Genomic DNA, 23369 nt, shown 5'->3' with positions numbered 1-23369 from the left:
ATAAATTGCCGATAAATAAGCCAAGGCTTATGCTGCGGCAAGTTGGTGGTTCACTCGGGTGTATTCGCACCTGGTCGCGCTTAGGTCTTTTCTTGTTAAAGAAGCATCTATGTACGCGACAACACTCCCTCCACCCGTCCACCGTGACCCCGCCCCGTTCTCACGGATGAGCCTGCTGGCCATGGCGTCCCGCATCCGCGCGGCGCTGGCCACCCAGGACCTGCGTGCGCAGGCCCCTGGACAAACACCTTCTGATCGTTATCGACACGCCGATGTCCTCGGTGATGTGTCGCTTCCCATGGGGCACTGCCGGCCCGGCAGCGCCCTTTCTTGACCCCGCATCACAACTTTCTAAAACATGACGAGTCCCCTGATGAAAATTAAAAATTTGAAGATTGGCACCCGTCTGGGCATCGCCTTTGCCCTGATCCTGGCCTTGATGAGCTTCACCTCTGTCGCTGGCCTGATGGGCCTGCGGGACGTGGCGAACGCGGTGCAACTGATGCAAAAAGTGGCGTACCGGGAGAGCTTGTCGCAGCAGTGGTTGGGCGGCATCTCCAGCAACGCGGTGCGGACCATCGCCCTGGTCAAAAGTAGCACAGTTGAAGATGAAGCGTATTTCCTGGCCGAGCTGGACAAACAAAGTGTCATCAACGGCAAGTTGCAAGCCGAGCTAGAAAGCCTGGCCGAAGAAGCTTCAGGCAAGGCTTTGCTGGCAACGGTCGCCGAAAAGCGCGATATCTACAACAAGGTCCGCCGCGACCTCGTTAAGCGCCGGTCCGATCCGGACCATGGCCTGTCGCGCGTCGATGTGGAAAACATCATCCATCAGCAATTGACACCGGCCACGGAGGGTTATGTCAAGGCGGTTCTGGAGGTCGTCACGCGTCAGAAAGAGCGTCAGGCGCAAACCAAAACCGAGGCCGAAGCTGTGGTGAACAACTCCGAGACCCTGGTGTCGGTGCTGGGCGTGATCGCGCTGGCGGCCGGTGGCCTGCTGGCCTGGCTGCTGTCGCGCAGCATCACCCGGCCTTTGAGCCAGGCGGTGGAGGCGGCCCGTACTGTGGCTTCTGGCGATCTGACGCACCGGATCGAGGTGAACTCGGAGGATGAAATCGGCCAGTTGCTGAGCGCGCTGAAAGAAATGAATGCCTCCCTGGTCCAAAGTGTGAGCCAGGTCAGGACCGGCGTCGACACCATTGCCACGGCGTCCGGCCAGATCGCCTCCGGCAATCAGGACTTGTCCTCACGCACCGAAGAACAAGCCAGTTCCCTGGAAGAAACCGCCGCCTCCATGGAAGAGTTGACATCCACCGTCAAACAGAATGCCGACAACGCCAGACAGGCCAATCAGCTCGCCGTGACGGCGTCCCGCGTCGCGGTGCAGGGTGGCCATGTGGTGTCGCAAGTCGTTGACACCATGGGTGCGATCAATGCCTCGTCGCGCAAGATTGTTGACATCATCGGGGTGATCGACGGCATCGCCTTCCAAACCAACATCCTGGCCCTGAACGCCGCGGTGGAAGCGGCCCGCGCCGGCGAACAAGGCCGGGGTTTTGCGGTGGTCGCGGCCGAAGTGCGCAACCTGGCGCAGCGCAGCGCTGCCGCCGCCAAAGAAATCAAGGTCTTGATCGACGACTCGGTCGACAAGGTGGAAGAAGGCGGCAAACAGGTCAGCGAAGCCGGTAAAACCATGGATGAAATTGTCGACAGCGTCAAACGTGTGACCGACATCATGGCCGAAATCACGACGGCCAGCCAGGAGCAAACCTCGGGCATCGAACAGATCAACCAGGCCATCGCCCAGATGGACCAGGTGACGCAGCAAAATGCGGCCTTGGTGGAAGAAGCGGCAGCAGCAGCAGCCTCCTTGCAAGAGCAGGCCAGCGGTTTGTCGCAAGCCGTCAGCGTCTTCAAGCTGGACGATGATCAACTCCGGGACAGCCCCAGCCTGTCGAGCGCGCCGCTGGCCCAGCCGCCTGCGGCCAAGCCGGCGATTGCCGCGCCCAAGCGCCGATCCAGCGGCGGCGCCTTGCCTGCCAAGCGACTGGCCGTGGCGTCGGCTTCAGGCACGCCAAGTTGGGAAGAGTTTTAAGTAAAACGCAGGGGCGGCCTCGGCGCGAGGGACGTCAAGGCCTCCCGCTGGCACGCAAATAGGACTAGGATAAGGGCATGTCATTTCACGTCTTCAACCCCAACCCTGGCGACGTTTAGCGCAAGACGAAACCGGGAGAACATCATGCCCGACATCGACCCTCAAAACACTTTTCGTGGACTTCCCCTGACCGCGGAGCAGGACTCGGAAGTCCGGCACTACATCAAGAAAAAAAAGCAGCACGGCGAGCCCTGGGACACGCCGGAACTGGCGGCCATGCTGCACGACATGCTGGAGCCGCCGGGTGAGGACGAGGACGACGAACTCGACCTGACCGCGGAAGAAGCCAAAGCGGCGGCAGAACGCGCGGCGGCTGCCGTCGACGAAGCCATGGACCCGATCGAGGCCAGCGAAGAGCGTCATGCGGCCATGGAAGCCGAACGTATGAAGGGGCCTTGACGGGCCTTAGCTTTGGACTTGCCGGGGCGAATCAGCCGCGTTGGCCGGCGATGTAATGTTCGAGTTGCTCGATGATGAACTTCTGTTCGGAGAGTATGTCCTTGACCAGATCCCCGATAGACACCAGGCCGGTCAGCCGGCCGGCGTCCATCACCGGCAGATGACGCAGGCGGTGCTCGGTCATCAAGGCCATACATTCCTCGCTGGTGCGTTGCGGCGGCACACCCATGACCGAGGTTGTCATGATGTCGCGCACCGGCGTGTCTTTGGGCGCACGTGCCATCAGCACCATTTTGCGGGCCACGTCGCGTTCGGAGACGATGCCTATGACCTGTCCGTGTTCCAGCACCAACAGCGCACCGATGTTCTTGTCGGCCATCAGCTGGACGGCTTCGAACACCGAGTCGGCCGGCGCGATGCTGTACACGACCAGGTCGCCTTTTGACTTGAGGATGTCTACCACGCTTGTCATGATGATTCCTCCCCGCTGCGGGAACAAAAAAGCACGGTGCGTGAAGGTGGTCGGCCGCAGCGGACGGGCCGACCCCACACCCTTGATGCGCCAACCGCTAAGGGACATCGTACGGCAAAACCGGTCTGGAAGTTTGTGCGGCACCGCCGCTTGCGTGAGGAGGTCCCGGGCAGGCTCAGCCACCCATTCTGCTTGAAATTTATGAAAAAAGTAGCCGCAGCCCTTGGTGGGTGGGCGCAATCAGCTACGCTTTTGATAGCGTTACTGGAGGTGACCAGCGCTTACAGCGCCAGGTCGTAGTCCACGGTGATGGGCGCGTGGTCGGAAAAACGTTGGGTTTTGTAAATGGTTTCGCTTTGGGCCAGTGCCGCCAGGGCCGGCGTCGCCAGGTGGTAGTCCAGCCGCCAGCCCACGTTTTTGGCATAAGCCTGGCCGCGGTTGCTCCACCAGGTGTAGGCGTCGCCGGTGGTGGTGGGTTGCAGCTTGCGGTACACATCGACCATGCCGCCGCCGCGCACGGAGCCATCGATTCTTTCTGTCAGCGCATCTGCAGCCTCGTTCGCCAGTTCCGCATCACGCAGCAGCTCGCTCATCCAGGCGCGTTCTTCGGGCAAAAAGCCGCTGTTCTTTTTATTGCCCTTGAAGTTTTTCAGGTCGATTTCCTGGTGCGCGATATTGATGTCACCGCAGAGCACGAAGTCGCGTTCCTTTTTCAGCGCCAGCAGGTAGGGATACAACTCGGCCAGGAAACGAAACTTCGCGGCCTGGCGTTCTTCGCCCGAGGAGCCGCTGGGGAAGTAGGCGCTGATGATGGAAAGTTTGCGCAGATCTTTCCGGCCGGGCCGGTCAAAACGCAGTTCCACATAACGGCCTTCGGCATCAAACTCGGAAGAGCCGTAACCGACGATGACGTCGCTGGGTTCGTGTTTGGTGTAGACGCCCACGCCTGAATAACCCTTTTTCTCGGCAAAGTGGAAGTGGCCCTTGAGGCCGGCCATCTCTTCAAAACGCTCGCTGACATCCGCTGCCTGCGCTTTCAGTTCCTGCACACACAGACAGTCCGGTGTGGTCTGCGCGAGCCAGTCTTCCAGGCCTTTGCTGGTGGCGGAGCGTATGCCGTTGAGGTTCAGGCTGGTCAATTTAAACAAGGGGTTCTCCATGGCTTGGGCCGCCAAGTATAGGACGCACCCGCTGTTTATCTGGCAGCGTCCGCCAGGCGTTGCGCCGCGATTTCAGCCACGCGCCGCACATGCGCCTCGGACGCTTCCTGGGCCGCCTGCGGGTCGCGTTGGCGCAGGGCCTGCACGATGCGCGCCATCTCCGCCGCCGCTTCGGCCTTGCGCCCGCTGGAGCTGATGGTCATGGCGCGCAGGCGGTTGATGCGTGCATTGAGGGACTGCACGATATCCCAGGCCATGGTCAGGCCGCTGCCGACAAACATGGCTTCGTAAAAAGCCGATGTCCGCACCATGACTTCATGAAAATCGTCGTCCCGGAAGGCGGCCTGGATCTGGTCGTTCAGCTCGCCCAGGCGCTGGATGGTGGCATCGCTGGCCTTTTCGGCGCACAGGCGCGCGGCGTGGCCTTCCAGCAGCGCGCGTAATTCGTAGATTTGCGCGGCCCGGTCGGCATCCAGGCTGGCGACCACCGGGCCCTGGTGGGGAACCGACTCGACCAGGCCCTCGGTTTCCAGGTGTCTGAGCACTTCGCGCACGACGGAGCGGCTGACGTCCAACTGCTCGCAGAGCTTGCGCTCGACCAGGCGTTCCCCCGGCTTGAAATGGCCGCTGAAAATTGCACCGCGCATGTTTTCAAGCGTGAGTTCCCTCAGGGTCTTGGTACTGCGGTCGACTTTGATGGAGCTGGTTTGGGGGACGGGCACTGTTTAATGGTCCTGATGGAGATCACCGAGGCAGAAGTATTTCACATCCAGGTAGTCATCCATGCCGTAGTGGGAGCCTTCGCGCCCGTAACCGGACTGCTTGATGCCGCCAAAGGGCACGGCTTCGAAGGACATCAGGCCGGTGTTGATGCCCACCATACCAGTTTCCAGGGCTTCGGCCACGCGCCAGACCCGCGCAATGTTGGCCGTGAAAAAATAGGCGGCCAAGCCGGCTTCGGAGGCATTGGCCTGGGCAATCACATCGGCTTCATCCTGGAAGCGCAGCAGCGGGGCCACCGGGCCAAAGGTTTCGTCGCGGGCGATCAGCATGCCAGGGGTGACGTCGCGCAGCACCGTGGGTTCGAAAAAGAGACCGCCCAGCGCATGCGGTACGCCGCCGGCCGTCAGGGTGGCGCCTTGCGCCAGGGCATCGGCGATATGCGCCTGGACCTTGGCCACGGCTCGCGCGTCTATCAGGGGCCCCTGGGTCACGGCCGGGTCCATGCCATTGCCGACCTGAAGGCGGGCGACCGCGGCGGCGAGTTTGTCGGCAAAGGCGTCGTAGACACCGTCCTGCACGTAAATCCGGTTCGCGCAGACACAGGTCTGGCCGGCATTACGAAACTTTGAGTCCATGGCGCCGCGCACGGCGGCGTCGATGTCGGCGTCGTCAAACACGATAAAAGGCGCGTTGCCGCCCAACTCCATGCTGACGCGTTTGACGGTGTCGGCGCATTGCTTGATCAGCAACTTGCCAACGCCGGTGGAGCCGGTGAAGGTCAGCTTGCGCACCAGCGGGTTGCGGGTCATCTCGCCACCTATGGTTTTAGGGTCACCCGTCACGATGTTGATCACACCGCGCGGAATGCCCGCCAGTTCGGCGAGTTTGGCGAGTGCCAGCGCCGACAGCGGTGTTTGCTCGGCCGGCTTGGCCACCACGGTACAGCCGGCGGCCAGCGCCGGCGCCAGTTTGCGTGCCAGCATGGCGTTGGGGAAATTCCAGGGCGTGATCGCCGCCACGACGCCAACCGGTTGCTTGAGCACGACAAAACGTTTGTCGGTCTGCGGCGAGGGAATCACATCGCCGTAGACACGTTTGGCTTCTTCTGCAAACCATTCGATATACGACGCGCCATAAGCGATTTCGCCCCTGGCCTCGGCCAGCGGCTTGCCCATTTCCGTGGTCAGGATTTGCGCCAGCACCTCGGTATGTGAAACCACCAGGTCAAACCAGCGCCGCAAAAGCCGCGAGCGCTCTTTGGCAGGCAAGGCCTTCCAGGGACCGCCGGCTTGGTGGGCTGCCTCAATCGCCAGCCGTGTTTCGGCCGCGCCCAGCAAGGGGACGCTGGAGACAAGCGCGCCGGTTGCGGGGTTGATGACGTCGAAGTGCTGTGCGCCGGCAATCCATTGACCGTCGATATAACAACGGGTCGCCAGCAGTTCTTCATGGGTCAGGAGCGTCGTGCGCATGCGGTCTTTCGTGAAAGTGTTTGGCTTGTATGCAGGCACGCCGGAGCCGGCCGTTCCTGGCCCGGCTTCCGTGTGCACAGCGGTGGTTCAGGCCGCGATCTGGGGGGCGGTGAGGCGTTGCGTGCCTGGCATGGCCAATGGCTGCGCCAGGAATTTCTGCAGGCCCTGGTTGATACGCTGCGGGTCGGTCATGTTCATCATGTGCCGTGCACCCGGCACGATGTCCAGCGTCGCCAGGGGCGCCCGTTGTGCCATCGCGTCTGACATGGACGGGCTCGAATTCGGGTCGAACTCGCCGGTCATGAACAGGGCCGGCATGGCCAGTGTGGCCAGGCGGTCGGCATGGACCCGGTCGCAGCTGGCAAACAGCCGATAGGTGCGCGCGTAGCCCTGCGGATGCACCCGTGCGAGGATGCCGGACACCAGGCGGGCGGAATCCTGCAGGGCAGTCGGCACCGGATCGCCGAACCAGCGTGCAATGGTCGAGTCCACCGTGGCCTGCACGCCGATGTCCTGCAGTGTCGCGGCACGCGCCAGCACGGCGGCCTGTTGTTCGGGCGTACGCATGAACACCGCGTTTAGCGCAGCGACGCGCAGTGTGCGTGCCGGGTAAGTCAGCGCAAACTCCAGCGCCACCAGCGCGCCCATGGAGTGGCCCACCACATTGGCGGCAGGCAGGCCGAGGTGGTCCAGCAGCCCGGCCAGCTGCGCGGCATAGTCGGCCAGCGTCACGCCTTCGTCAGGGATGCGGCTGGCGCCGTGACCCAGCATGTCGTAGACGATGACCCGGTGATCCCGGGCCAGTTCGCTGATCTGCGGTGTCCAGGCGTCCTGCGCCATGCCCACGCCGTGGATCAATACCAGCGGCTCACCAGCGCCATACACGCTGTAGGCGGTCCCGTTCGCTGTGCCTTTGGCGGAGATCTGCTCAGGCCTCATTGCTGCCCAGCGCCTCAAGGTCTTTGTAGCGGTCGCCGATGCGGTGGTGCGGCCGGCCGCCAATCGACGCGCCCAGTGCCACCACGATTTCATCGGGGGCCGGCGCATCGTTGATGGCGAACTGCAAGGTCAGGTAATGCGAGCGCATGCCCTCGTCATCCTTGTGCATCATGGGGATGGCGATGGAGCAGTTGGGGCCGCCGCGCACATTGGTAAAGCTCAGATAACTTTTGGCGCCCACGGCCTTGCGGTAAAAATTGCCGAAGTGCAGGGTATGGATCAGGGCCGAGGCGTGTTCGACCTCGCCGCTGGTGCCGACGACGGCGGCCTTGCCATAAGCCTCGATGACGGCGCCGGAGCCGGTCATGCCGAGGATGGTGTCCGTCAGCAGTTTGCCAAGGATGGGTGCGATGGCCATGATTTCCGGCTTGAGGTCCTCCACAAAACCGCGACCGGCCCAGGGGTTCCTGAGCACGGCGGCAGCGCCAAACATCCTCAAGGGGGTGGCGGCCTGTTTCTGGCCCTCGATCAGGGTTTCTTCGCAATAGGTGACGATTTTGCGGATGCCGCTGTTTTGCATGGCTAATTCTTTCGGGAATGAAAATGGTGGCGTTTTATTGGGCGGTGATCTTGGCGGCCTTGACGACGGCGCGGTATTTTTCAACCTCGGTCGCCATGAACTTACGCAACTCGTCGGCCGACGCGCCGGAAGCGCTGATGCCTTGTTCGGCCAGTTTTTTGCGGATGGCCGGATCGGCCAGCACCTGCTGGGCGGCGGCCTGGACTTTCTGCAGGATCTCTGGCGGCGTTTTGACCGGCATGAACAGGCCGAACCAGACACCCAGGTCAAACCCTTCCAGTCCGCGCGCCATGCCCAGCGCGGGGATGTCCGGCGCCAGTTCAGACGGCTTGGCGCTGGTCACGGCATAAGCCTTGATTTTTCCGGACTTGATGTAAGCCTGGGCGGCGCTGAGTGTCGAAACACCCAGGTCGATCTGGCCGCCTATCAGGTCCACCAGCGCGGGTGCGGCGCCGCGGTAAGGGATGTGTGTCATGAAGATGTTGGCGCGCATCTTCAGCAATTCGCCGGCGACATGCATGGGTGTGCCGTTGCCTGCCGAGGCGTAGCTCAGCACGCCGGGTTTGGCGCGTGCCAGCGCCAGCAACTCGGCGACATTAGCCGCAGGCAGGCCAGGTTTGCCGACCAGCACCATGGGACCGGTGCCGACAAAAACGGTGGGAGCCAGGTCCTTGATGCCGTCGTAGGCGAGCGCCGGGTTGATCAGCTTGTTGATCAGAATTTCAGAGCCCGAACCCAAAAGAATGGTGTAGCCGTCCGGTGCGGCGCGTACCGCGCGTTGTGTGCCGAGCAGGCCGCCGGCGCCGGACACGTTGTCGATGATGACGGGCTGGCCCAGGCGTTCACCGAGCATGGGCGCGAGGTTGCGCGCCACGATGTCGGAGCTGCCGCCCGGTGCAAACGGGACCACCAGGGTGATGGGTTTGTCAGGGTAGGCGGCAAATACGCCGCCCGCGCCCAGCAGCAGGCCACAGATGGCGGCCAGACGAGCTGCGCGTGGCAAGAGACCTTGGGTGACGAAATTTTGCAAGGAGGGGGTAGGCATAGGTGTTTTGTCCGTAGGAGGCTGGCGGTTAAATTGTATTCTTGTATGTTGGTATACCAATTATCTGGAATAAAAGGCAACTCAAATCTAGGGAAAACCCTTGGCCTGACTTTGCCAGCGGCGGTCAGGATGAATCGGGAACCCTCACCACCCTCAGGCCCGACATGTGCGAAAACAGCTTGTCCAAGGTGGCGCTGCCCGGTCTGCGCTGGCACGGGCCCACCAATACAATCCAGCATGGACGGCACAAGCCGGTCTTCAAGGCCCTTGCGGGTGGCAACACAGATGCCCTTGACGGTCGGGCTGGTTAATTTAAACAAGGACATCTTCAATGAGCACCCCAACGGCCACGCCAGGGCAGGAAAATACACACACGGCCAATACACATGACAGCGCGCTGGCGCTGGAATTTGTGCAGTTTGCCGTCGAATCGGGAGTCTTGCGTTTTGGCGAATTCAAAACCAAGGCCGGGCGCCTGAGCCCCTACTTTTTCAACGCCGGTTTGTTTGACGACGGTGCCAAGCTGGGCCGGCTGGCGCAGTTTTATGCGCGTGGCCTGTTGCAGCAAGAGAAAACCAGTGGCCTGCAGTTCGACATGATTTTTGGCCCGGCCTACAAGGGCATTCCGCTGGCGGCGGCGGTGGCGGTGGAACTGGCGCGGCTGGGCCGCAACGTGCCTTTTGCCTACAACCGCAAGGAAGCCAAGGACCATGGCGAAGGCGGCACGCTGGTTGGCGCGCCGGTGCAGGGGCGGGTGTTGATCATCGACGACGTGATGTCGGCCGGCACGGCGGCGCGCGAGTCGATCGCCATCATCCGCGCGGCGGGTGCCATACCCCACGCCGTGGCGATTGCCTTGGACCGTCAGGAAAAAGCCACGGAAAACGGCGTGGATGTTGATCACAGTGCTGTGCAGTTTGTCACCAGGACCCTGGGACTGCAGGTTTTCGCGATTGCCCGTTTGACCGACTTGCTGCAGTATCTGGCTCAAGCCGACAAAACCCCGCCGGGCGGGGTCGAGTCAAACCCTGGCCAGTCGCTTCAGGCCCATTACCAGCGTGTGCTGGCGTACCGACAGCGTTACGGCGTTGATGAAGGAATCTCTCTTGGCGATACAAGCACGTAGACAAACAAGAGTGGGCGCAGGGGTGGCGGTGTTGACGGCCTTCCTGAGCCAGGCCGCCAGCGCGCAGGGTATTTACAGCTGCGTCGATGCGGCGGGCCGCAAGGTCACGGCGGACCGGCCGATTGCCGAATGTATGGACCGCACGCAGCGCGAGTTGTCACGTTCCGGCCTGGTCAAGCGTGAGGTCGGCCCCTCGCTGACCGCGCAGGAGCGCGCCGTGCAGGATGAAAAAGACAAACTTGCGGCCGAAGTGCGCGCCCGCGAGGCCGAGGAAAAACGCCGCGACCGCGCTTTGCTGCTGCGTTACCCGAGCCGGCCGGTGCACGACAAGGAACGCGCCGAAGCGCTGGGTCAGATCGACGAGGTCATCAAGGCCGCCAGCAAACGCACGTCCGAGCTGGCCGAGCAACGCAAGGCCATCAACATCGACCTGGAGTTTTACAAGTCCGATCCGGCCAAGGCGCCGGGCTCGCTGAAACGCCGGGTCGAAGAAAACGACAGCAGCGTGGCGGTGCAAAAACGTTTCATCGCCGACCAGGATGCGGAGAAAAAACGCGTGAACATGCGTTTTGAAGAAGAGCTGGTCAAGCTCAAGCAGCTCTGGGCCATGGGTGTGGCGGTGCCGGCCAAAGCGCCGCCACCGGTGCCGGTGAGCACCAAAAACTGATTTTCTTAAGGAAAAAAGGGCTGTAGCCCTTGATGGATGGGCGCAAGCAGCTATTTTTTCAATAGCGAGCTTGCAGCCCTTCCTGTTTAGCCCAGCTTTTTCTTCAGCAGCTCATTGACCTGCGCCGGGTTGGCCTTGCCTTTGGTGGCTTTCATGGCCTGGCCGACCAGGGCGTTGAAAGCCTTTTCCTTGCCGGCGCGGAACTCTTCGACGTTTTTGGCGTTGGCTGCCAGCACCTCGTCGATGATTTTCTCCAGCTCGCCGCTGTCGCTCATCTGTTTCAAACCCTTGGCGTCGATGAGTGCATCCACATCGCTGCCTTCGCCGTTCCAGAGTGCGTCAAACACCTGGCGCGCGGCATTGTTGGACAAGGTGCCGTCGGAAATCCGGGTGATCAGTTGCCCCAGTTGCGGCGCGCTGACGCCGGACTGCTCAATGGTTTTGTCTTCGGCATTCAGCCGGCGCGACAACTCGCCCATCACCCAGTTGCTGGCCAGTTTGGCTTGGCTGCACGCCTGGTTGACGGCTTCAAAATACGCCGCCACCGCCTTGCTTTGGGTCAACTGACCGGCGTCATAGTCGCTCAAGCCGAAGTTCGTCACAAAACGCTCGGCCATGACACGCGGCAGCTCTGCCATCTCGGAGCGTGTGCGTTCCACCCAGTCGCGGCCAATCACCAGCGGCGGCAGATCCGGGTCCGGGAAATAACGGTAGTCGGCCGCGTCTTCCTTGGTACGCATGCTGCGCGTTTCGCCGGTGTCCGGGTCAAACAGCACCGTGGCCTGCTGGATCGTGTGGCCGTCTTCGAGCTGTTCGATCTGCCAGCGGATCTCGTAGTCCATGGCTTGTTGCATGAACTTGAAACTGTTCAGGTTTTTGATCTCGCGGCGCGTGCCCAGCGGCTCGCCGGGCTTGCGTACCGAGACGTTGGCGTCGCAGCGGAAGCTACCTTCCTGCATGTTGCCGTCGCAGATGCCCACCCAGGTGACGATTTTGTGCAGTTCCCTGGCATAGGCCACGGCCTCGGCCGAGGAACGCATGTCGGGTTCGGTGACGATCTCCAGCAGCGGTGTGCCGGCGCGATTCAGGTCAATGCCGCTCATGCCGATGAAATCTTCATGCAGCGATTTGCCGGCGTCTTCTTCGAGGTGGGCACGCACCAATCGCACCGATTTTTTTTCATCACCAAGGAAAAATTCCACCGTGCCGCCCTGCACAACCGGAATCTCGAACTGGCTGATCTGGTAACCCTTGGGCAGATCAGGATAGAAATAATTCTTGCGCGCAAACACACTGCTTTCGGCAATGTGGGCGTTGACCGCCAGGCCGAACTCGATGGCGCGTTGCACGGCGCCCTTGTTCATCACCGGCAGCGCGCCGGGCAAGGCAAAGTCCACCGCCGAGGCCTGCGTGTTGGGCTCGGCGCCAAAGGCCGTGGAGGCGCGGCTGAAAATTTTCGATTGCGTGGTGAGTTGCGTGTGGGTCTCGAAGCCGATGATGACTTCATAACCCTGCACGAGTGGCCCGGTGGGCCGGCCGACCTGCATTTCTGCAAAGGAGTTCACGGGAGTTTGTGTCTGGCTCATTTCAAATCACTCAAATGCCTTGGGGTTTGCGCTGATGCCAGTCTGTCGCCAGCTGGAACTGGTGTGCGGTGCCCAGCAGCTGCGCTTCCTTGAAGTAATTGCCTATCAGTTGCAGGCCGACCGGCATGCCGTGCGCGCCGAAGCCTGCCGGCACGCTCATGCCGGGCAGGCCGGCCAGGCTGCTGGACAGCGTGTAGATGTCGGCCAGGTAGTTGGCCACCGGGTCATCGGATTTTTCACCGATCTTCCAGGCCACGGTGGGCGACACGGGGCCGGCAATGATGTCGCACTGGGCAAAGGCTTTCTGGAAATCCTCGGCGATCAGGCGGCGGATTTTTTGCGCTTTCAGGTAATACGCGTCGTAATAACCGTGCGACAACACATAGGTGCCGATCATGATGCGGCGTGTGACCTCGTCGCCGAAACCTTCGGAGCGCGACTTTTTGTACATGTCGTTGAGGTCGCTGTAATTCGCTGCGCGGTGGCCATAACGCACACCGTCAAAACGACTCAGGTTGCTGCTGGCCTCGGCCGGCGCAATCACGTAATACACCGGGATCGACAGCTCGGTCAGCGGCAGGGTCACGTCCACCAGCGTGGCGCCGAGTTTTTCAAACTCGGCCAGCGCGCCGCGCACGGCCTTGAGCACGTCGGCGGAGCAGCCGGCGCCAAAAAACTGGGCGGGCAGCCCAATTCTCAAGCCTTTTAGGGGTGCAGCCCCCGTCCCCTGGGCGCTGGCAGCTATTAAATCCGTAGCGTAGTCGGTGACGGGCAGGTCCAGCGAGGTGGAGTCGCGGTCCAGGTCCGGGCCGGCCATGCTGGACAGCAGCAGGGCGCAGTCGAGGGCGCTGCGTGCCATCGGGCCGGCCTGGTCCAGGCTGGAGGCAAAAGCCACCATGCCGTAACGCGAGCAGCGGCCATAGGTCGGCTTGATGCCGGTGATGCCGGTTAGCGAGGCGGGCTGGCGGATCGAGCCACCGGTGTCGGTGCCGGTCGCGGCAGGCACCAGGCGCGCCGCCACGGCCGCAGCCGAACCACCCGACGAGCCGCCGGGAATGCGGCTTAAGTCCCAGGGGTTGTGTACCGGCTTGTAGGCGCTGTTGTCGTTGCCCGAACCCATGGCGAACTCGTCGCAATTGAGTTTGCCCAGGGTCACCATGCCGGCGCCGCCTGTCGCCACGCCGAGTTTGCTGACCACGGTGGCGTCAAACGGGCTGCGGTAGTTTTCCAGCATTTTCGAGCCGGCGGTGGTCACGAAATCGCGCGTGACAAACACGTCCTTGTGCGCCAGCGGCACACCCAGCAAGGGCGTGCGTTCGCCGGCGGCCAGGCGGATATCGGCGGCTTTGGCCTGCGCCAGCGAGACCTCCGGGCTGGTCGCCAGGAACGCGCCCAGGCTGTCCTGTTGCGCGATACGTGTGAGGAAATGTTGCGCCACTTCGACGCTGGAAACGTCGCGGGCGGCCAGTTTGGCGGCCAGTTGCGCGACGCCGAGGTCGTGCAGATCGGTGTCGTTGCTCATTATTCGATCACCTTGGGCACGAGGAACAGGCCGCGTTCGACGGCGGGCGCGCTGACCTGGCTGATGTCGCGCTGGTTCGGCGCGCTCACGATGTCGTCGCGCAGGCGCAGGGCGACCTGGCCGAGCACGGCCGCGGGGTGGGCCAGGGGCTCCACGCCGTCGGTGTTGACCGCGTCCATTTGTGCCACCAGGGCGAAAAATCCGTTGAGCTGACCAAGCGTGTGCTCGGTTTCGTCGGGACGCAGCTCAAGCCTCGCCAGGTTGGCGACGCGTGTGATGTCTTGAGATGTCAATGCCATAGGGGGTAAAACTGCAGCTGAAACCAGGTGTAAAGGTGAAATAATGAGCCAGATGCCAGCCTGTGATTCACAGGGGATGCGTTATTATCCCGCCTTTGGTGTGAAATCAGGGTTGGATGCACGCTTTAGGCGTTATTTACGCTCTGGAATCAAGGTGTTAGCCCATTTTCTCATCCCATTTGTGACCTTTCGCTGATCAATCATAAAAGGCGATGGAGCAACGAAGTTTGTTCCATGCCCAAAACCAGAACCGGATTCCAACCATGTTTGAAACATTTCGTCGGTATTTTTCCACCGACCTGGCCATCGACCTCGGTACCGCCAACACTCTGATTTTTGTCCGCGACCGCGGCATTGTGCTGGACGAACCCTCGGTCGTCGCCATTCGCCACGAAGGCGGCCCGCAAGGCAAAAAAAGCATACAGGCCGTGGGCAGTGAAGCCAAGGCCATGTTGGGCAAGGTGCCCGGCAACATAGAAGCCATCCGTCCGATGAAAGACGGTGTGATCGCCGACTTCACTGTCACCGAGCAAATGCTCAAGCAGTTCATCAAAATGGTGCATCCGCGCAGCTTCTTCAAGCCCAGCCCGCGCATCATCATTTGTGTGCCCTGCGGCTCGACCCAGGTCGAGCGCCGCGCCATCCGTGAAAGCGCCCTGGGCGCCGGCGCCAGCGACGTTTACCTGATCGAAGAACCGATGGCCGCAGCCATCGGTGCCGGCTTGCCGGTGTCTGAGGCCAGCGGCTCCATGGTGGTCGACATCGGCGGCGGCACCACCGAGGTCGGTGTGATCTCGCTGGGCGGCATGGTTTACAAAGGCAGCGTGCGTGTAGGCGGCGACCGTTTTGACGAAGCCATCATCAGCTACATCCGCCGCAACTACGGCATGTTGATCGGCGAGCCGACGGCCGAGGCCATCAAGAAAAACATCGGTTCGGCCTTTCCCGGCTCCGAGGTCAAGGAGATGGAAGTCAAGGGCCGCAACCTGTCCGAAGGTGTGCCGCGCAGCTTCACGATTTCCAGCAACGAAATCCTGGAAGCCCTGACCGACCCGCTGAACAACATCGTCAGCGCCGTGAAAACCGCGCTCGAACACACGCCGCCTGAACTGGGTGCCGACATTGCCGACCGCGGCATGATGTTGACCGGTGGCGGCGCGCTGCTGCGCGATCTGGACCGCCTGCTGGCCGAAGAAACCGGCCTGCCGGTGCTGGTGGCGGAAGACCCGCTGACCTGTGTGGTGCGCGGCTGCGGTATCGCGCTGGAGCGCATGGACCGTCTGGGCTCGATTTTCACCTCGGAATAAGACACGCCGGGCGCGCATGACGGCAGGCACTGTTGTTCATCACAGTGCTGGCGCCGACGGCAAGTTTGACAGCACACCATGCCCTTAGGAACCCTAGACAGAACGCCGCCCCCCTTTTTCAAGCAGGGGCCGTCGGCCTTGTCCAAGCTGATGTTTTTCAGCGCATTGGCGCTGTTTTTGATGGTGGCCGACATGCGTTTTCGCGTCGTCCAGCCGATACGCGCCGCCATGGCGATGGTGCTGTATCCGGTGCAGTGGCTGGCTTTGCAGCCGGTGCGTGCGGTGCAAAACAGCAGCGACTATTTCACTGCGCTCAGCCAGGCCAAAACCAGCGAAGAAGAGGTCCGGAAAAAGCTCGCCCTGCAGTCGCTGCGGGCCGGCCAGGTCGAACAGCTGGCGCTGGAAAACACACGCCTGCGCAAGCTGCTGGACCTGCGTGAACAAAAGGCCATCGACGGCCTGGCGGCCGAGGTCTTGTACGACGCGCCCGATCCCTACACCCGCAAAATCATCGTCGACAAAGGCCTGGCGCATGGCGTCGAGCTGGCGTCGCCGGTGGTGGACGAGTCCGGCGTGTTGGGCCAGGTCACGCGGGTGCATGCGCTGGTCAGTGAAGTGACGCTGGTGATTGACCGCGAGCTGGCCATTCCGGTGCTCAATACCCGCACCGGTGCGCGCAGCGTGGCGTATGGCGAGCCGACGGTGTCCGGTGGCAGCTTGGAGTTGCGTTTCATGGGCAGCAATTCGGACGTGCAGCAGGGCGACCTGTTGACCACCAGCGGCGTGGACGGCGTCTACCCGCCTGGCCTGCCGGTCGCTAAAATTGAGCGCATCGAACGCCGCGCCGAATCGGCTTTTGCCAGGATTTATTGCACGCCGCAAGCGCTGGTCGCCAGCGCTCTCCACGTCATGGTGATCAAACCGGGCGCGGCCCACATTCCGCAGCGGCCAACCGACGGCCCCGCTCCCGGTCCGCTCAAAAAAGGAGGCAGCAAGTGATCATGCGCACGGGCCAGCAGCTGCTGCTGCCGGCCAACCCGGTGTTTATCTGGACCAGCCTGATCGTGGCCTTGCTGCTGGACATGTTGCCCCTGGGACGTGTGCCCTGGATGCCGGATTTTCTGGCGCTGGTGCTGGTGTTCTGGAATGTGCACCAGCCGCAGCGTGTGGGTATTGGCCTGGCCTTCATGTTCGGCCTGGGCATGGATGTGCACCAGTCGGCCTTGCTGGGGCAACACGCGCTGTCATATACCGCTTTGAGTTTTTGCGCGACCATGATTCACCGTCGGCTGTTGTGGTTCACCGTGCCTTCGCAGGCGCTGCAGGTGCTGCCGCTGTTTGCGGCGGCGCACGGTGTGGAAATCATCATTCGGATGATAGGCGGCGGTATTTTTCCGGGCTGGACCTTGTTGCTGGCACCGGTGGGCGAAGCCCTGTTGTGGCCGATGGTCAGCGTGATGTTGCTGGCACCGCAGCGCCGGGCGCCGAATCCGGATCAAAACAGGCCACTCTAGATGGCCCCCACGCTTTTCACTTCGTGTAATGCGCTGCCCCCCGAGGGGGCCGCTGCGCCTGCGGTCTGGCAAAGCCAGTCCCGCGGCCCTGGCTGGTCTGTATGGCTCGCTTCGCATCGCCTCTGTCTCCTTGGGAAACGTTCGGCTTGCGGGCACTTTGCCTCGGCTGTAGAGTCGGACAGCCATGACTGAACTGCGCAACGTCGAAGCCGATCTTTCGCGCTTTCGCATGCGTGTGCTGGCCGCCAGCCTGGTGGTGCTGTTCGCCTTCCTTCTGGTGGCCTCCCGGCTGGTTTACCTGCAGGTGGTCCGTCATGAGGACCTCAATGGGCAGGCTGAAAGCAACCGCACCGCGGTGGTTCCCATCGTCCCCAACCGCGGCCTGATCCTGGACCGCAACGGGGTGGTGCTGGCGACCAACTATTCGGCCTACACGCTGGAAATCACACCGTCCAAGGTGCGCGACCTGGAGGAAACCATTGAAGCGCTGGGTCACTTGGTGGATATCCAGCCGCGCGACAAACGTCGCTTCAAAAAGCTGCGCGAAGAGTCCAAAAGTTTTGAGTCGTTGCCCATACGTACCCGTCTGAGCGATGAAGAGGTAGCCCGTTTCGCCGCGCAACGTTTTCGTTTTCCCGGGGTGGACATCAAGGCGCGCCTATTTCGCAACTACCCGTATGGCGAGCTGGCCAGCCACGTGGTGGGTTACATCGGGCGTATCAACCAAGCCGAAAAAGAGCGCATAGAAGACAACAACGAAGAGGGCAACTACCGCGGCACCGACTACATCGGCAAGCTCGGGGTGGAGCAGGCTTTCGAGCGGCAGCTGCACGGCACCACCGGCGTCGAGCAGATGGAAACCTCGGCGGGCGGGCGTGCCGTGCGCAGGCTGGCCAGCAACCCGGCCACACCTGGCAATACCGTCAGGCTGTCGCTGGACATAGGCCTGCAAAAGCTGGTGGAAGACATGTTTGGCACACGGCGCGGCGCGCTGGTGGCGATGGACCCGCAAACCGGCGAGGTGCTGGCTTTTGTCAGCAAGCCGACTTTTGACCCCAACCTGTTCGTCGACGGCATCGACCAAGAGAGCTGGCAGGCCCTGAATGAATCCATAGACAAGCCGCTGCTGAACCGGGCGCTGCGCGGCACCTATCCGCCGGGCTCAACCTACAAGCCCTTCATGGCCATGGCCGCCCTGCAGACCGGCACCCGTTCGGCCACCACGCTGATCAATGACCCTCTCTTCTATATGTTCGGTGGCCGCCGCTTTGGCAGCCCGGCGGGCGAGCGCGGCGGCGTCATGGACATGAACCGCGCCATCGTCGAGTCCAGCAATGTGTACTTCTATTCGCTGGCCAACGAAATGGGCGTGGAAACCATGCACGACTTCATGGCGCCGCTGGGTTTTGGACAGATCACCGGCATCGACATCAACGGCGAGGTACGCGGTGTGCTGCCCAACCAGGCCTGGAAACGCAGCTATTTCAAACGCCCCGAACAGCAGAAATGGTTTGCCGGGGAAACCATCTCGCTGGGCATTGGCCAGGGTTACAACAGCTTCACCATGCTGCAGCTGGCGCAGGCGACCGCCGCGCTGGCCAACAACGGCATCAAGCACAAGCCCAGGCTGGTGATGGCGACGCAGGACACCGTGACCGGCCAGCTGCATCCGCTGCCCGCCGATCAGCCGGTCGATCTGGGCTACAAACCCGAGAACGTGGCCATTGTGCGCAAGGCCCTGGTGAGCGTGACGCAAGGGGGCACGGCGACCCGGGTGTTTGCCGGCGCAGGTTATGCCAGCGGCGGTAAAACCGGCACGGCGCAGGCGGTGAGCATGGGCCAGAAAGACAAATACAACAAAGCCAAGATGGAAGAGCACCAGCGCGACCACGCGGTCTACATGGCGTTCGCACCCGCGGACAAGCCCAGGATTGCGCTGGCGGTGATCGTGGAAAACGCCGGCTGGGGCGCCGGGGCGGCCGCACCAATCGCGCGGCGGGCGTTTGATTACGTGCTGATGGGCCAGTACCCCAGCGAGGATGATCTGGCAGCGGTGCAACAAGGGCTGGCCGCAGCCCCCATAGGCAAGCCGCGCCAGGTGGCCGACATGATGGCGCAGCTGGTGGCGGGCAGCGGCGGCGCAACGGCACAGGCCAAGGCCGATGCGGCGAGCGCAGTTCCGCCGGCCAAGGCGGAAAAACCGCTGAAACCCGTCCAACCAGCCCAGGCCCTGGTCAGCGACCAAGCCGTCAGCAAGCCGCTGGCAGCCCCGCTCAACGCCGGCCCCAACTAAGGCGCGTTCCGGGCGCTCCCTGGCGGCCTTTTCCGTTTCCCGCTATTTCAAAAACGCATCAAAGCCGGTTTTCAGGATCAGCAGGCTGACCACACCGATAAACACGATGCGTACAAAACCCGCGCCGTGTTTCAGTGCCAGGCGTGTGCCCAGCAGGCTGCCGACCACATTGGCAACAGCCATGGTCAGCGCGAAATGCCACCAGACATGGCCCTTGTAGGCAAACAGGCCCAGCGCGGCCAGGTTGGTGGCGGTGTTGAGCAGTTTGGCCGAGGCCGAGGCATTCAAAAAGTCGTAGCCCAGCCAGCGCACAAACAGGAAGACAAAAAAACTGCCGGTGCCAGGGCCAAAAAATCCGTCGTAAAACCCCAGTACCAGACCGATGCAACAGGCCGCGGCGGTTTCGGCGTGGCCGCTAAAACGTGGTGTGTGCTGGCGGCCCAGTTCCTTTTTCACCAGGGTGTAGAGCAAGACTGCCAGCAGGATAAACGGCAGGGCCTTGCGCAAAAAGCCAGGATCGATGAGGGTCACCAGCCAGGCTCCGCCCAGCGAACCGACAAAGCCTGCGGCCGCTGCCGGCAGCAGGGCCGACCAGCGCATGTCCACCCGGCGGGCGTACTGGGCGGTCGCGACCGCTGTGCCCCAGATTGACGCGCCCTTGTTGACGCCGAATAAGGTGGCTGGATGGGTGGTGGGAAAAACCGCAAACAAGGCCGGCACCAAAATCAGCCCGCCGCCCCCCACGATGGCGTCCACAAAACCCGCCAGCAGCGAGGCAACCGTCACGATCAGCAATTCCATGGGGGCGATTGTCGCATCGGGCTTGCCCGGAACCGGCGACACTGCTTGGGCGCACGCCGCAGGGCGCTATTCGGGATGCAGAGGCGAAAAAAAAGCGCCGGGCATGCCGGCGCTTTATAAAAAAACATCTCGTAGGATGCCGATATTGTTCTAGTTGCTTGTGTTTGTCTCCTCGGCCCTCTGCGAGCCCGGGGGCTCGTCTGCAGGTCCACCAATGTAGACCGTGCACCCGGTTTGTGCATCGGGATTTTCCCTCGTTCTGGCAAATACATGGTCGGCCTCACCGGCTCACGCCGGAACGGGCTGGCATGACTTATGCCTGTTGTGAGTCCTTGTTGAGTCAGGCCGCACAAAAACGGGAATCACTATGCAAACCAGGCGTGTTGTCACATGGGGTGTGGGTCTTTGGCTGTGTTTTGCCGCCTGTCAGGCCGGTGCACAGCCACAGGCTGGGCCTGGGGTGGCCGATGAGGCTCCTGTCACGGTGCCCGCCGGGGTGGTCGCGTTACCGGCCGTGCCTGCAACGCCTGCACCGCCCTTGACCCGGCCCGGCCTGGTCGGGGCCGACACCCTCAGTGCGGCAGACACGGCCTGGATGATGACCTCGACCGCCTTGGTGCTTTTGATGACCTTGCCGGGGATTGCCCTGTTTTACGGCGGCATGGTGCGCAAGAAAAACGTGCTCAACAGCATGGCCTGCGTGGTGGCGATTTGTGCGGTGGTCAGCTTGTTGTGGTTTGCCGTGGCTTATTCCCTGGCCTTCACGCCTGGCAGCGGTGCGTGGGGTCACTACATAGGCGGTAGCGAGCGGCTCTGGTTCGCCGGGCTGGACTACATCAAGGACACGCAAAAGGTGGCGGTCAGCCATATTGCGCCGAATATTCCCGAGTCGGTGTATGCCATGTTTCAGCTCACGTTTGCCATCATCACGGCCGCCCTGGTGGTCGGCGCCTTTGTCGAGCGCATGCGTTTTTCCGCGATGTTGTGTTTCATCAGCCTGTGGACGCTGTTGGTGTATGCCCCGATCGCCCATTGGGTCTGGGAGCCCAGCGGCTGGCTGGCCCAGTTGGGTGCGCTGGATTTTGCCGGCGGTGCTGTGGTGCATATCAATGCCGGCGTGGCCGGGCTGGTGTGTGCGTATGCGCTCGGGCCGCGCACCGGTTATGGCCGTGAGGCCTTCACCCCTTTCAACCTCGGTTTGACTATGGCTGGCGCCGGCCTGTTGTGGGTGGGCTGGTTTGGGTTCAACGCGGGTTCGGCGGTGGCTGCGGATGGGCGTGCCGGCCTGGCGATGGCGGTCACACATATTGCCGCCGCGGCCGGTGCCTTGTCGTGGATGGTCGCCGAGTGGCTGGTGCGCGGCCGTCCGACCCTGCTCGGCCTGTGTTCCGGCCTGGTCGCCGGTCTGGTGGCCATCACACCGGCGGCGGGTTTTGTCTCGCCCCGCGCGGCGCTGGCCATCGGGCTGGTGGCCGGCATGGCCTGTTATTGGGGCGCCACCGGGCTCAAGCGCCTGTTACATGCCGACGATTCCCTGGATGTGTTCGGCGTGCACGGGGTGGGCGGCATTGTGGGGTCCTTGCTGACCGGTGTGTTCGCCAGCAAAACCATTTCAGGCGTGGAGGGCAGCGTGTGGACCCAGGCCCTGGCGGTCGGGGCGGTGTTGTTTTACAGCCTGCTCATGACGGCACTGGTGTTGTGGCTCACCTCGCTGTTTTTCAGCCTGCGTGTCAGTGAAAGCGCGGAGTCCGATGGCCTGGACATCGCCCAGCATGCCGAGCGCATGGGCACCTGATGGACGGGGGCGCCATGTCTTCCACTGAAAAAATTGCCATTGCCGCTCACCTGCATGTGCTGCTGCGCCGCAAAACAGGGCGTGTGACCGACACCGAATGGATGGCCGGCAACGCGGCCTATGCCGCCGAGATTGTTCGTTTCGCACGTGAAAAAGCCGACCAAGACGGGCATGTCGACCTTGGTGTCTGGGCCGACAGGCTGGAAGAAATCATGGCGCTCACCGACACGAAACACCGGGTACCACTGGCGAAGGTGGTGGCTGATGCCGTCAAGGCGCGTACCTCTGCCGCATCGGCGCCGCCGGTGGTGGACTCGCAGCGTGCACGATCAGTCGATACCGAGGAAGAGATTTATCCTGCATCGGGGTTTATCGAATCCAGCTTTGGCGCCCTCTTTGGCGACAACGAAGCCCAGCGCCCACGTGAGCGCCGCGACCCCGACGCGCCACGTTATGTGAAAGGCCTGCGCTGACCGTGGGTGCGCTTTCCCCGTGGCTCGTACATTTCGTTACCTGCATACTCCAGGCGCCCGCCCGAGCTTCAGCCCAACATTCCCCAGTCTTTCCTTGTCGCCGCCAAGGATGAGTTGTTCGCCGTTGTAGCAGGAGGTAACAAATTGTTGGCAGTTGGGGGCTGTGCGGGCGCTAGCATAGCGCCCTTGGAACATGGAAGAGGACTTATGAAACGGATGTTGATCACATTGACGCTGGCCCTGGCAGGTATTTGGGCCGGCCCGCTACACGCCCAGGCGCGGCAACTGGTGCTGGGCATCAGCGAAGGCACGTCGGGCGGACTGGACCACGCGCAGGTGATGACCAAATACCAGGGGCTGGCTGAAATTATTGGCCGGGCCGCGAAGGCCAAGGTCAGCGTGGTTTTCGCGCGTGAATTCAAGCAACTGGAAGACGGCATGCAGACCGGCCGTTTTGACTTCGTGATGGCCAGGCCCAGCGACTACCCCGCACGCGGGATGCGCGACTATGGCTACAGCTATATCGCGAGCACCCAACCCGACGGGCAATGCCTGATCATTGTGCCCAAGGGTTCTACCTTGAAGTCCCTCGACGACATCAAGGGCAAACGCATCGCACTGCCCGAAAAGATCGCCTACATGTCGCGTTTTTGCGCGGCCGAGCTCCGGGACAAGGGCATTCTCATCGAGAAGGAAAACGTGCAGTTTGTGCGTGAGCAGGCCGCCGTCGGCTTTTATCTCAGCAACAAGTTTGCGGATGTAGGCGGCGTGGCCTCGTATTCAGGCGTCGCCAAAAAATGGGAAAAAGAGGGCAACCGCATCTTGCACAAAAGTGTGGCCCAACCCTACTTTCCGCTGGTCGCGCACAAACGGATCAAGCCAGAGCAGATCAAGGCCATCCAGGCCGAACTGCTGGCCATGTCCAACAACGAGGTCGGCAAAGAAGTGTTGCAACGCATTGGTGTCGAGCAGTTCGACACCAGTTCCGAGTCACGCATGCGCGACTTGCTGACGTGGCTCAAGGTCTAGCCTGAAACGGCCTGG

The 23369-nt window shown here is 62.1% G+C and carries 22 protein-coding genes; 11 read left to right on the top strand and 11 right to left on the bottom strand.

The window, feature by feature from the left end; genetic code table 11:
- Positions 1 to 373 precede the first annotated feature (373 nt).
- Positions 374 to 2095 (top strand): methyl-accepting chemotaxis protein, encoded by a 1722-nt coding sequence (locus R6254_RS00325; protein ID WP_318403608.1) that lies wholly within the window; start codon positions 374 to 376, stop codon positions 2093 to 2095.
- Positions 2096 to 2239: 144 nt separating this feature from the next.
- A complete protein-coding gene (locus R6254_RS00320) occupies positions 2240 to 2554 on the top strand; it encodes a hypothetical protein (RefSeq protein WP_318403607.1) in 315 nt (104 codons plus the stop codon).
- 31 nt (positions 2555 to 2585) lie between these two features.
- Here R6254_RS00320 and R6254_RS00315 read toward each other — a convergent pair whose 3' ends face one another.
- The 7 genes from R6254_RS00315 to R6254_RS00285 form a co-directional block, all read right to left on the bottom strand.
- Entirely contained in the window at positions 2586 to 3026 is a 441-nt protein-coding gene (locus R6254_RS00315; protein ID WP_318403606.1) for a CBS domain-containing protein, read from the bottom strand.
- Between the two features lie 281 nt (positions 3027 to 3307).
- Entirely contained in the window at positions 3308 to 4174 is an 867-nt protein-coding gene (locus R6254_RS00310) for an exodeoxyribonuclease III (RefSeq protein WP_318403605.1), read from the bottom strand.
- Positions 4175 to 4221: 47 nt separating this feature from the next.
- Positions 4222 to 4908, bottom strand: a complete 687-nt coding sequence (locus R6254_RS00305; RefSeq protein ID WP_318403604.1) for a GntR family transcriptional regulator — start codon at positions 4906 to 4908, stop codon at positions 4222 to 4224.
- 3 nt (positions 4909 to 4911) lie between these two features.
- Positions 4912 to 6378, bottom strand: a complete 1467-nt coding sequence (locus tag R6254_RS00300; RefSeq protein WP_318403603.1) for an NAD-dependent succinate-semialdehyde dehydrogenase — start codon at positions 6376 to 6378, stop codon at positions 4912 to 4914.
- A gap of 87 nt (positions 6379 to 6465) precedes the next feature.
- Complete coding sequence (locus R6254_RS00295) at positions 6466 to 7317, bottom strand: alpha/beta fold hydrolase (RefSeq protein ID WP_318403602.1); 852 nt, start codon at positions 7315 to 7317, stop codon at positions 6466 to 6468.
- Positions 7307 to 7897, bottom strand: a complete 591-nt coding sequence (locus tag R6254_RS00290) for an amino acid synthesis family protein (RefSeq protein WP_318403601.1) — start codon at positions 7895 to 7897, stop codon at positions 7307 to 7309. The genes R6254_RS00295 and R6254_RS00290 overlap by 11 nt, the downstream gene beginning before the upstream one ends.
- Before the next feature lie 34 nt (positions 7898 to 7931).
- Entirely contained in the window at positions 7932 to 8942 is a 1011-nt protein-coding gene (locus R6254_RS00285) for a Bug family tripartite tricarboxylate transporter substrate binding protein (protein WP_318403600.1), read from the bottom strand.
- Positions 8943 to 9273: 331 nt separating this feature from the next.
- Here R6254_RS00285 and pyrE point away from each other — a divergent pair, with 331 nt between their 5' ends.
- Together pyrE and R6254_RS00275 are read left to right on the top strand one after the other, a co-directional pair.
- Positions 9274 to 10068, top strand: a complete 795-nt coding sequence (gene pyrE / locus R6254_RS00280) for an orotate phosphoribosyltransferase (RefSeq protein ID WP_318403599.1) — start codon at positions 9274 to 9276, stop codon at positions 10066 to 10068.
- Positions 10049 to 10735, top strand: coding sequence for a DUF4124 domain-containing protein (locus R6254_RS00275; RefSeq protein WP_318403598.1), 687 nt, complete (start codon positions 10049 to 10051; stop codon positions 10733 to 10735). The genes pyrE and R6254_RS00275 overlap by 20 nt, the downstream gene beginning before the upstream one ends.
- A gap of 86 nt (positions 10736 to 10821) precedes the next feature.
- Here the strand turns inward: R6254_RS00275 and gatB are convergent, their stop codons facing one another.
- The 3 genes from gatB to gatC are packed head-to-tail and all read right to left on the bottom strand — an operon-like array spanning position 10822 to position 14142.
- A complete protein-coding gene (gene gatB / locus R6254_RS00270) occupies positions 10822 to 12282 on the bottom strand; it encodes an Asp-tRNA(Asn)/Glu-tRNA(Gln) amidotransferase subunit GatB (RefSeq protein ID WP_318404325.1) in 1461 nt (486 codons plus the stop codon).
- 49 nt (positions 12283 to 12331) lie between these two features.
- A complete protein-coding gene (gatA, locus tag R6254_RS00265; RefSeq protein WP_318403597.1) occupies positions 12332 to 13843 on the bottom strand; it encodes an Asp-tRNA(Asn)/Glu-tRNA(Gln) amidotransferase subunit GatA in 1512 nt (503 codons plus the stop codon).
- Positions 13843 to 14142 (bottom strand): Asp-tRNA(Asn)/Glu-tRNA(Gln) amidotransferase subunit GatC, encoded by a 300-nt coding sequence (gatC, locus tag R6254_RS00260; RefSeq protein WP_318403596.1) that lies wholly within the window; start codon positions 14140 to 14142, stop codon positions 13843 to 13845. Before gatC ends, gatA begins: the two co-directional genes overlap by 1 nt.
- Before the next feature lie 263 nt (positions 14143 to 14405).
- Between gatC and R6254_RS00255 the strand changes: the two genes are divergently transcribed.
- The 4 genes from R6254_RS00255 (at position 14406) to mrdA (ending at position 19256) form a co-directional block, all read left to right on the top strand.
- The gene (locus R6254_RS00255; protein WP_318403595.1) at positions 14406 to 15449 is read left to right on the top strand and encodes a rod shape-determining protein; all 1044 of its coding nucleotides are present in this window, start codon (positions 14406 to 14408) and stop codon (positions 15447 to 15449) included.
- A 78-nt stretch (positions 15450 to 15527) separates the two neighbouring features.
- Positions 15528 to 16448 carry a rod shape-determining protein MreC gene (mreC, locus tag R6254_RS00250; RefSeq protein ID WP_318403594.1) on the top strand — a complete coding sequence of 307 codons (921 nt, stop codon included), beginning with the start codon at positions 15528 to 15530 and terminating at the stop codon, positions 16446 to 16448.
- Complete coding sequence (mreD, locus tag R6254_RS00245; protein ID WP_318403593.1) at positions 16445 to 16963, top strand: rod shape-determining protein MreD; 519 nt, start codon at positions 16445 to 16447, stop codon at positions 16961 to 16963. Before mreC ends, mreD begins: the two co-directional genes overlap by 4 nt.
- 184 nt (positions 16964 to 17147) lie before the next feature.
- Positions 17148 to 19256: a penicillin-binding protein 2 gene (mrdA, locus tag R6254_RS00240; protein ID WP_318403592.1), complete on the top strand. Its 2109-nt coding sequence runs from the start codon at positions 17148 to 17150 to the stop codon at positions 19254 to 19256.
- Positions 19257 to 19298: 42 nt separating this feature from the next.
- Here mrdA and R6254_RS00235 read toward each other — a convergent pair whose 3' ends face one another.
- Entirely contained in the window at positions 19299 to 20057 is a 759-nt protein-coding gene (locus R6254_RS00235) for a sulfite exporter TauE/SafE family protein (RefSeq protein ID WP_318403591.1), read from the bottom strand.
- A gap of 460 nt (positions 20058 to 20517) precedes the next feature.
- Between R6254_RS00235 and R6254_RS00230 the strand changes: the two genes are divergently transcribed.
- The 3 genes from R6254_RS00230 (at position 20518) to R6254_RS00220 (ending at position 23354) form a co-directional block, all read left to right on the top strand.
- Positions 20518 to 21852, top strand: a complete 1335-nt coding sequence (locus R6254_RS00230; protein ID WP_489685523.1) for an ammonium transporter — start codon at positions 20518 to 20520, stop codon at positions 21850 to 21852.
- Positions 21853 to 21866: 14 nt separating this feature from the next.
- Positions 21867 to 22325, top strand: coding sequence for a hypothetical protein (locus R6254_RS00225; RefSeq protein WP_318404365.1), 459 nt, complete (start codon positions 21867 to 21869; stop codon positions 22323 to 22325).
- A gap of 207 nt (positions 22326 to 22532) precedes the next feature.
- Positions 22533 to 23354 (top strand): phosphate/phosphite/phosphonate ABC transporter substrate-binding protein, encoded by an 822-nt coding sequence (locus tag R6254_RS00220; RefSeq protein WP_318403590.1) that lies wholly within the window; start codon positions 22533 to 22535, stop codon positions 23352 to 23354.
- Positions 23355 to 23369 lie beyond the last annotated feature (15 nt).

The organism is Polaromonas potterensis, from assembly GCF_033446725.1.
Classification (GTDB): domain Bacteria; phylum Pseudomonadota; class Gammaproteobacteria; order Burkholderiales; family Burkholderiaceae_C; genus Polaromonas.
This window is presented reverse-complemented; position numbering and strand designations above follow the sequence as displayed.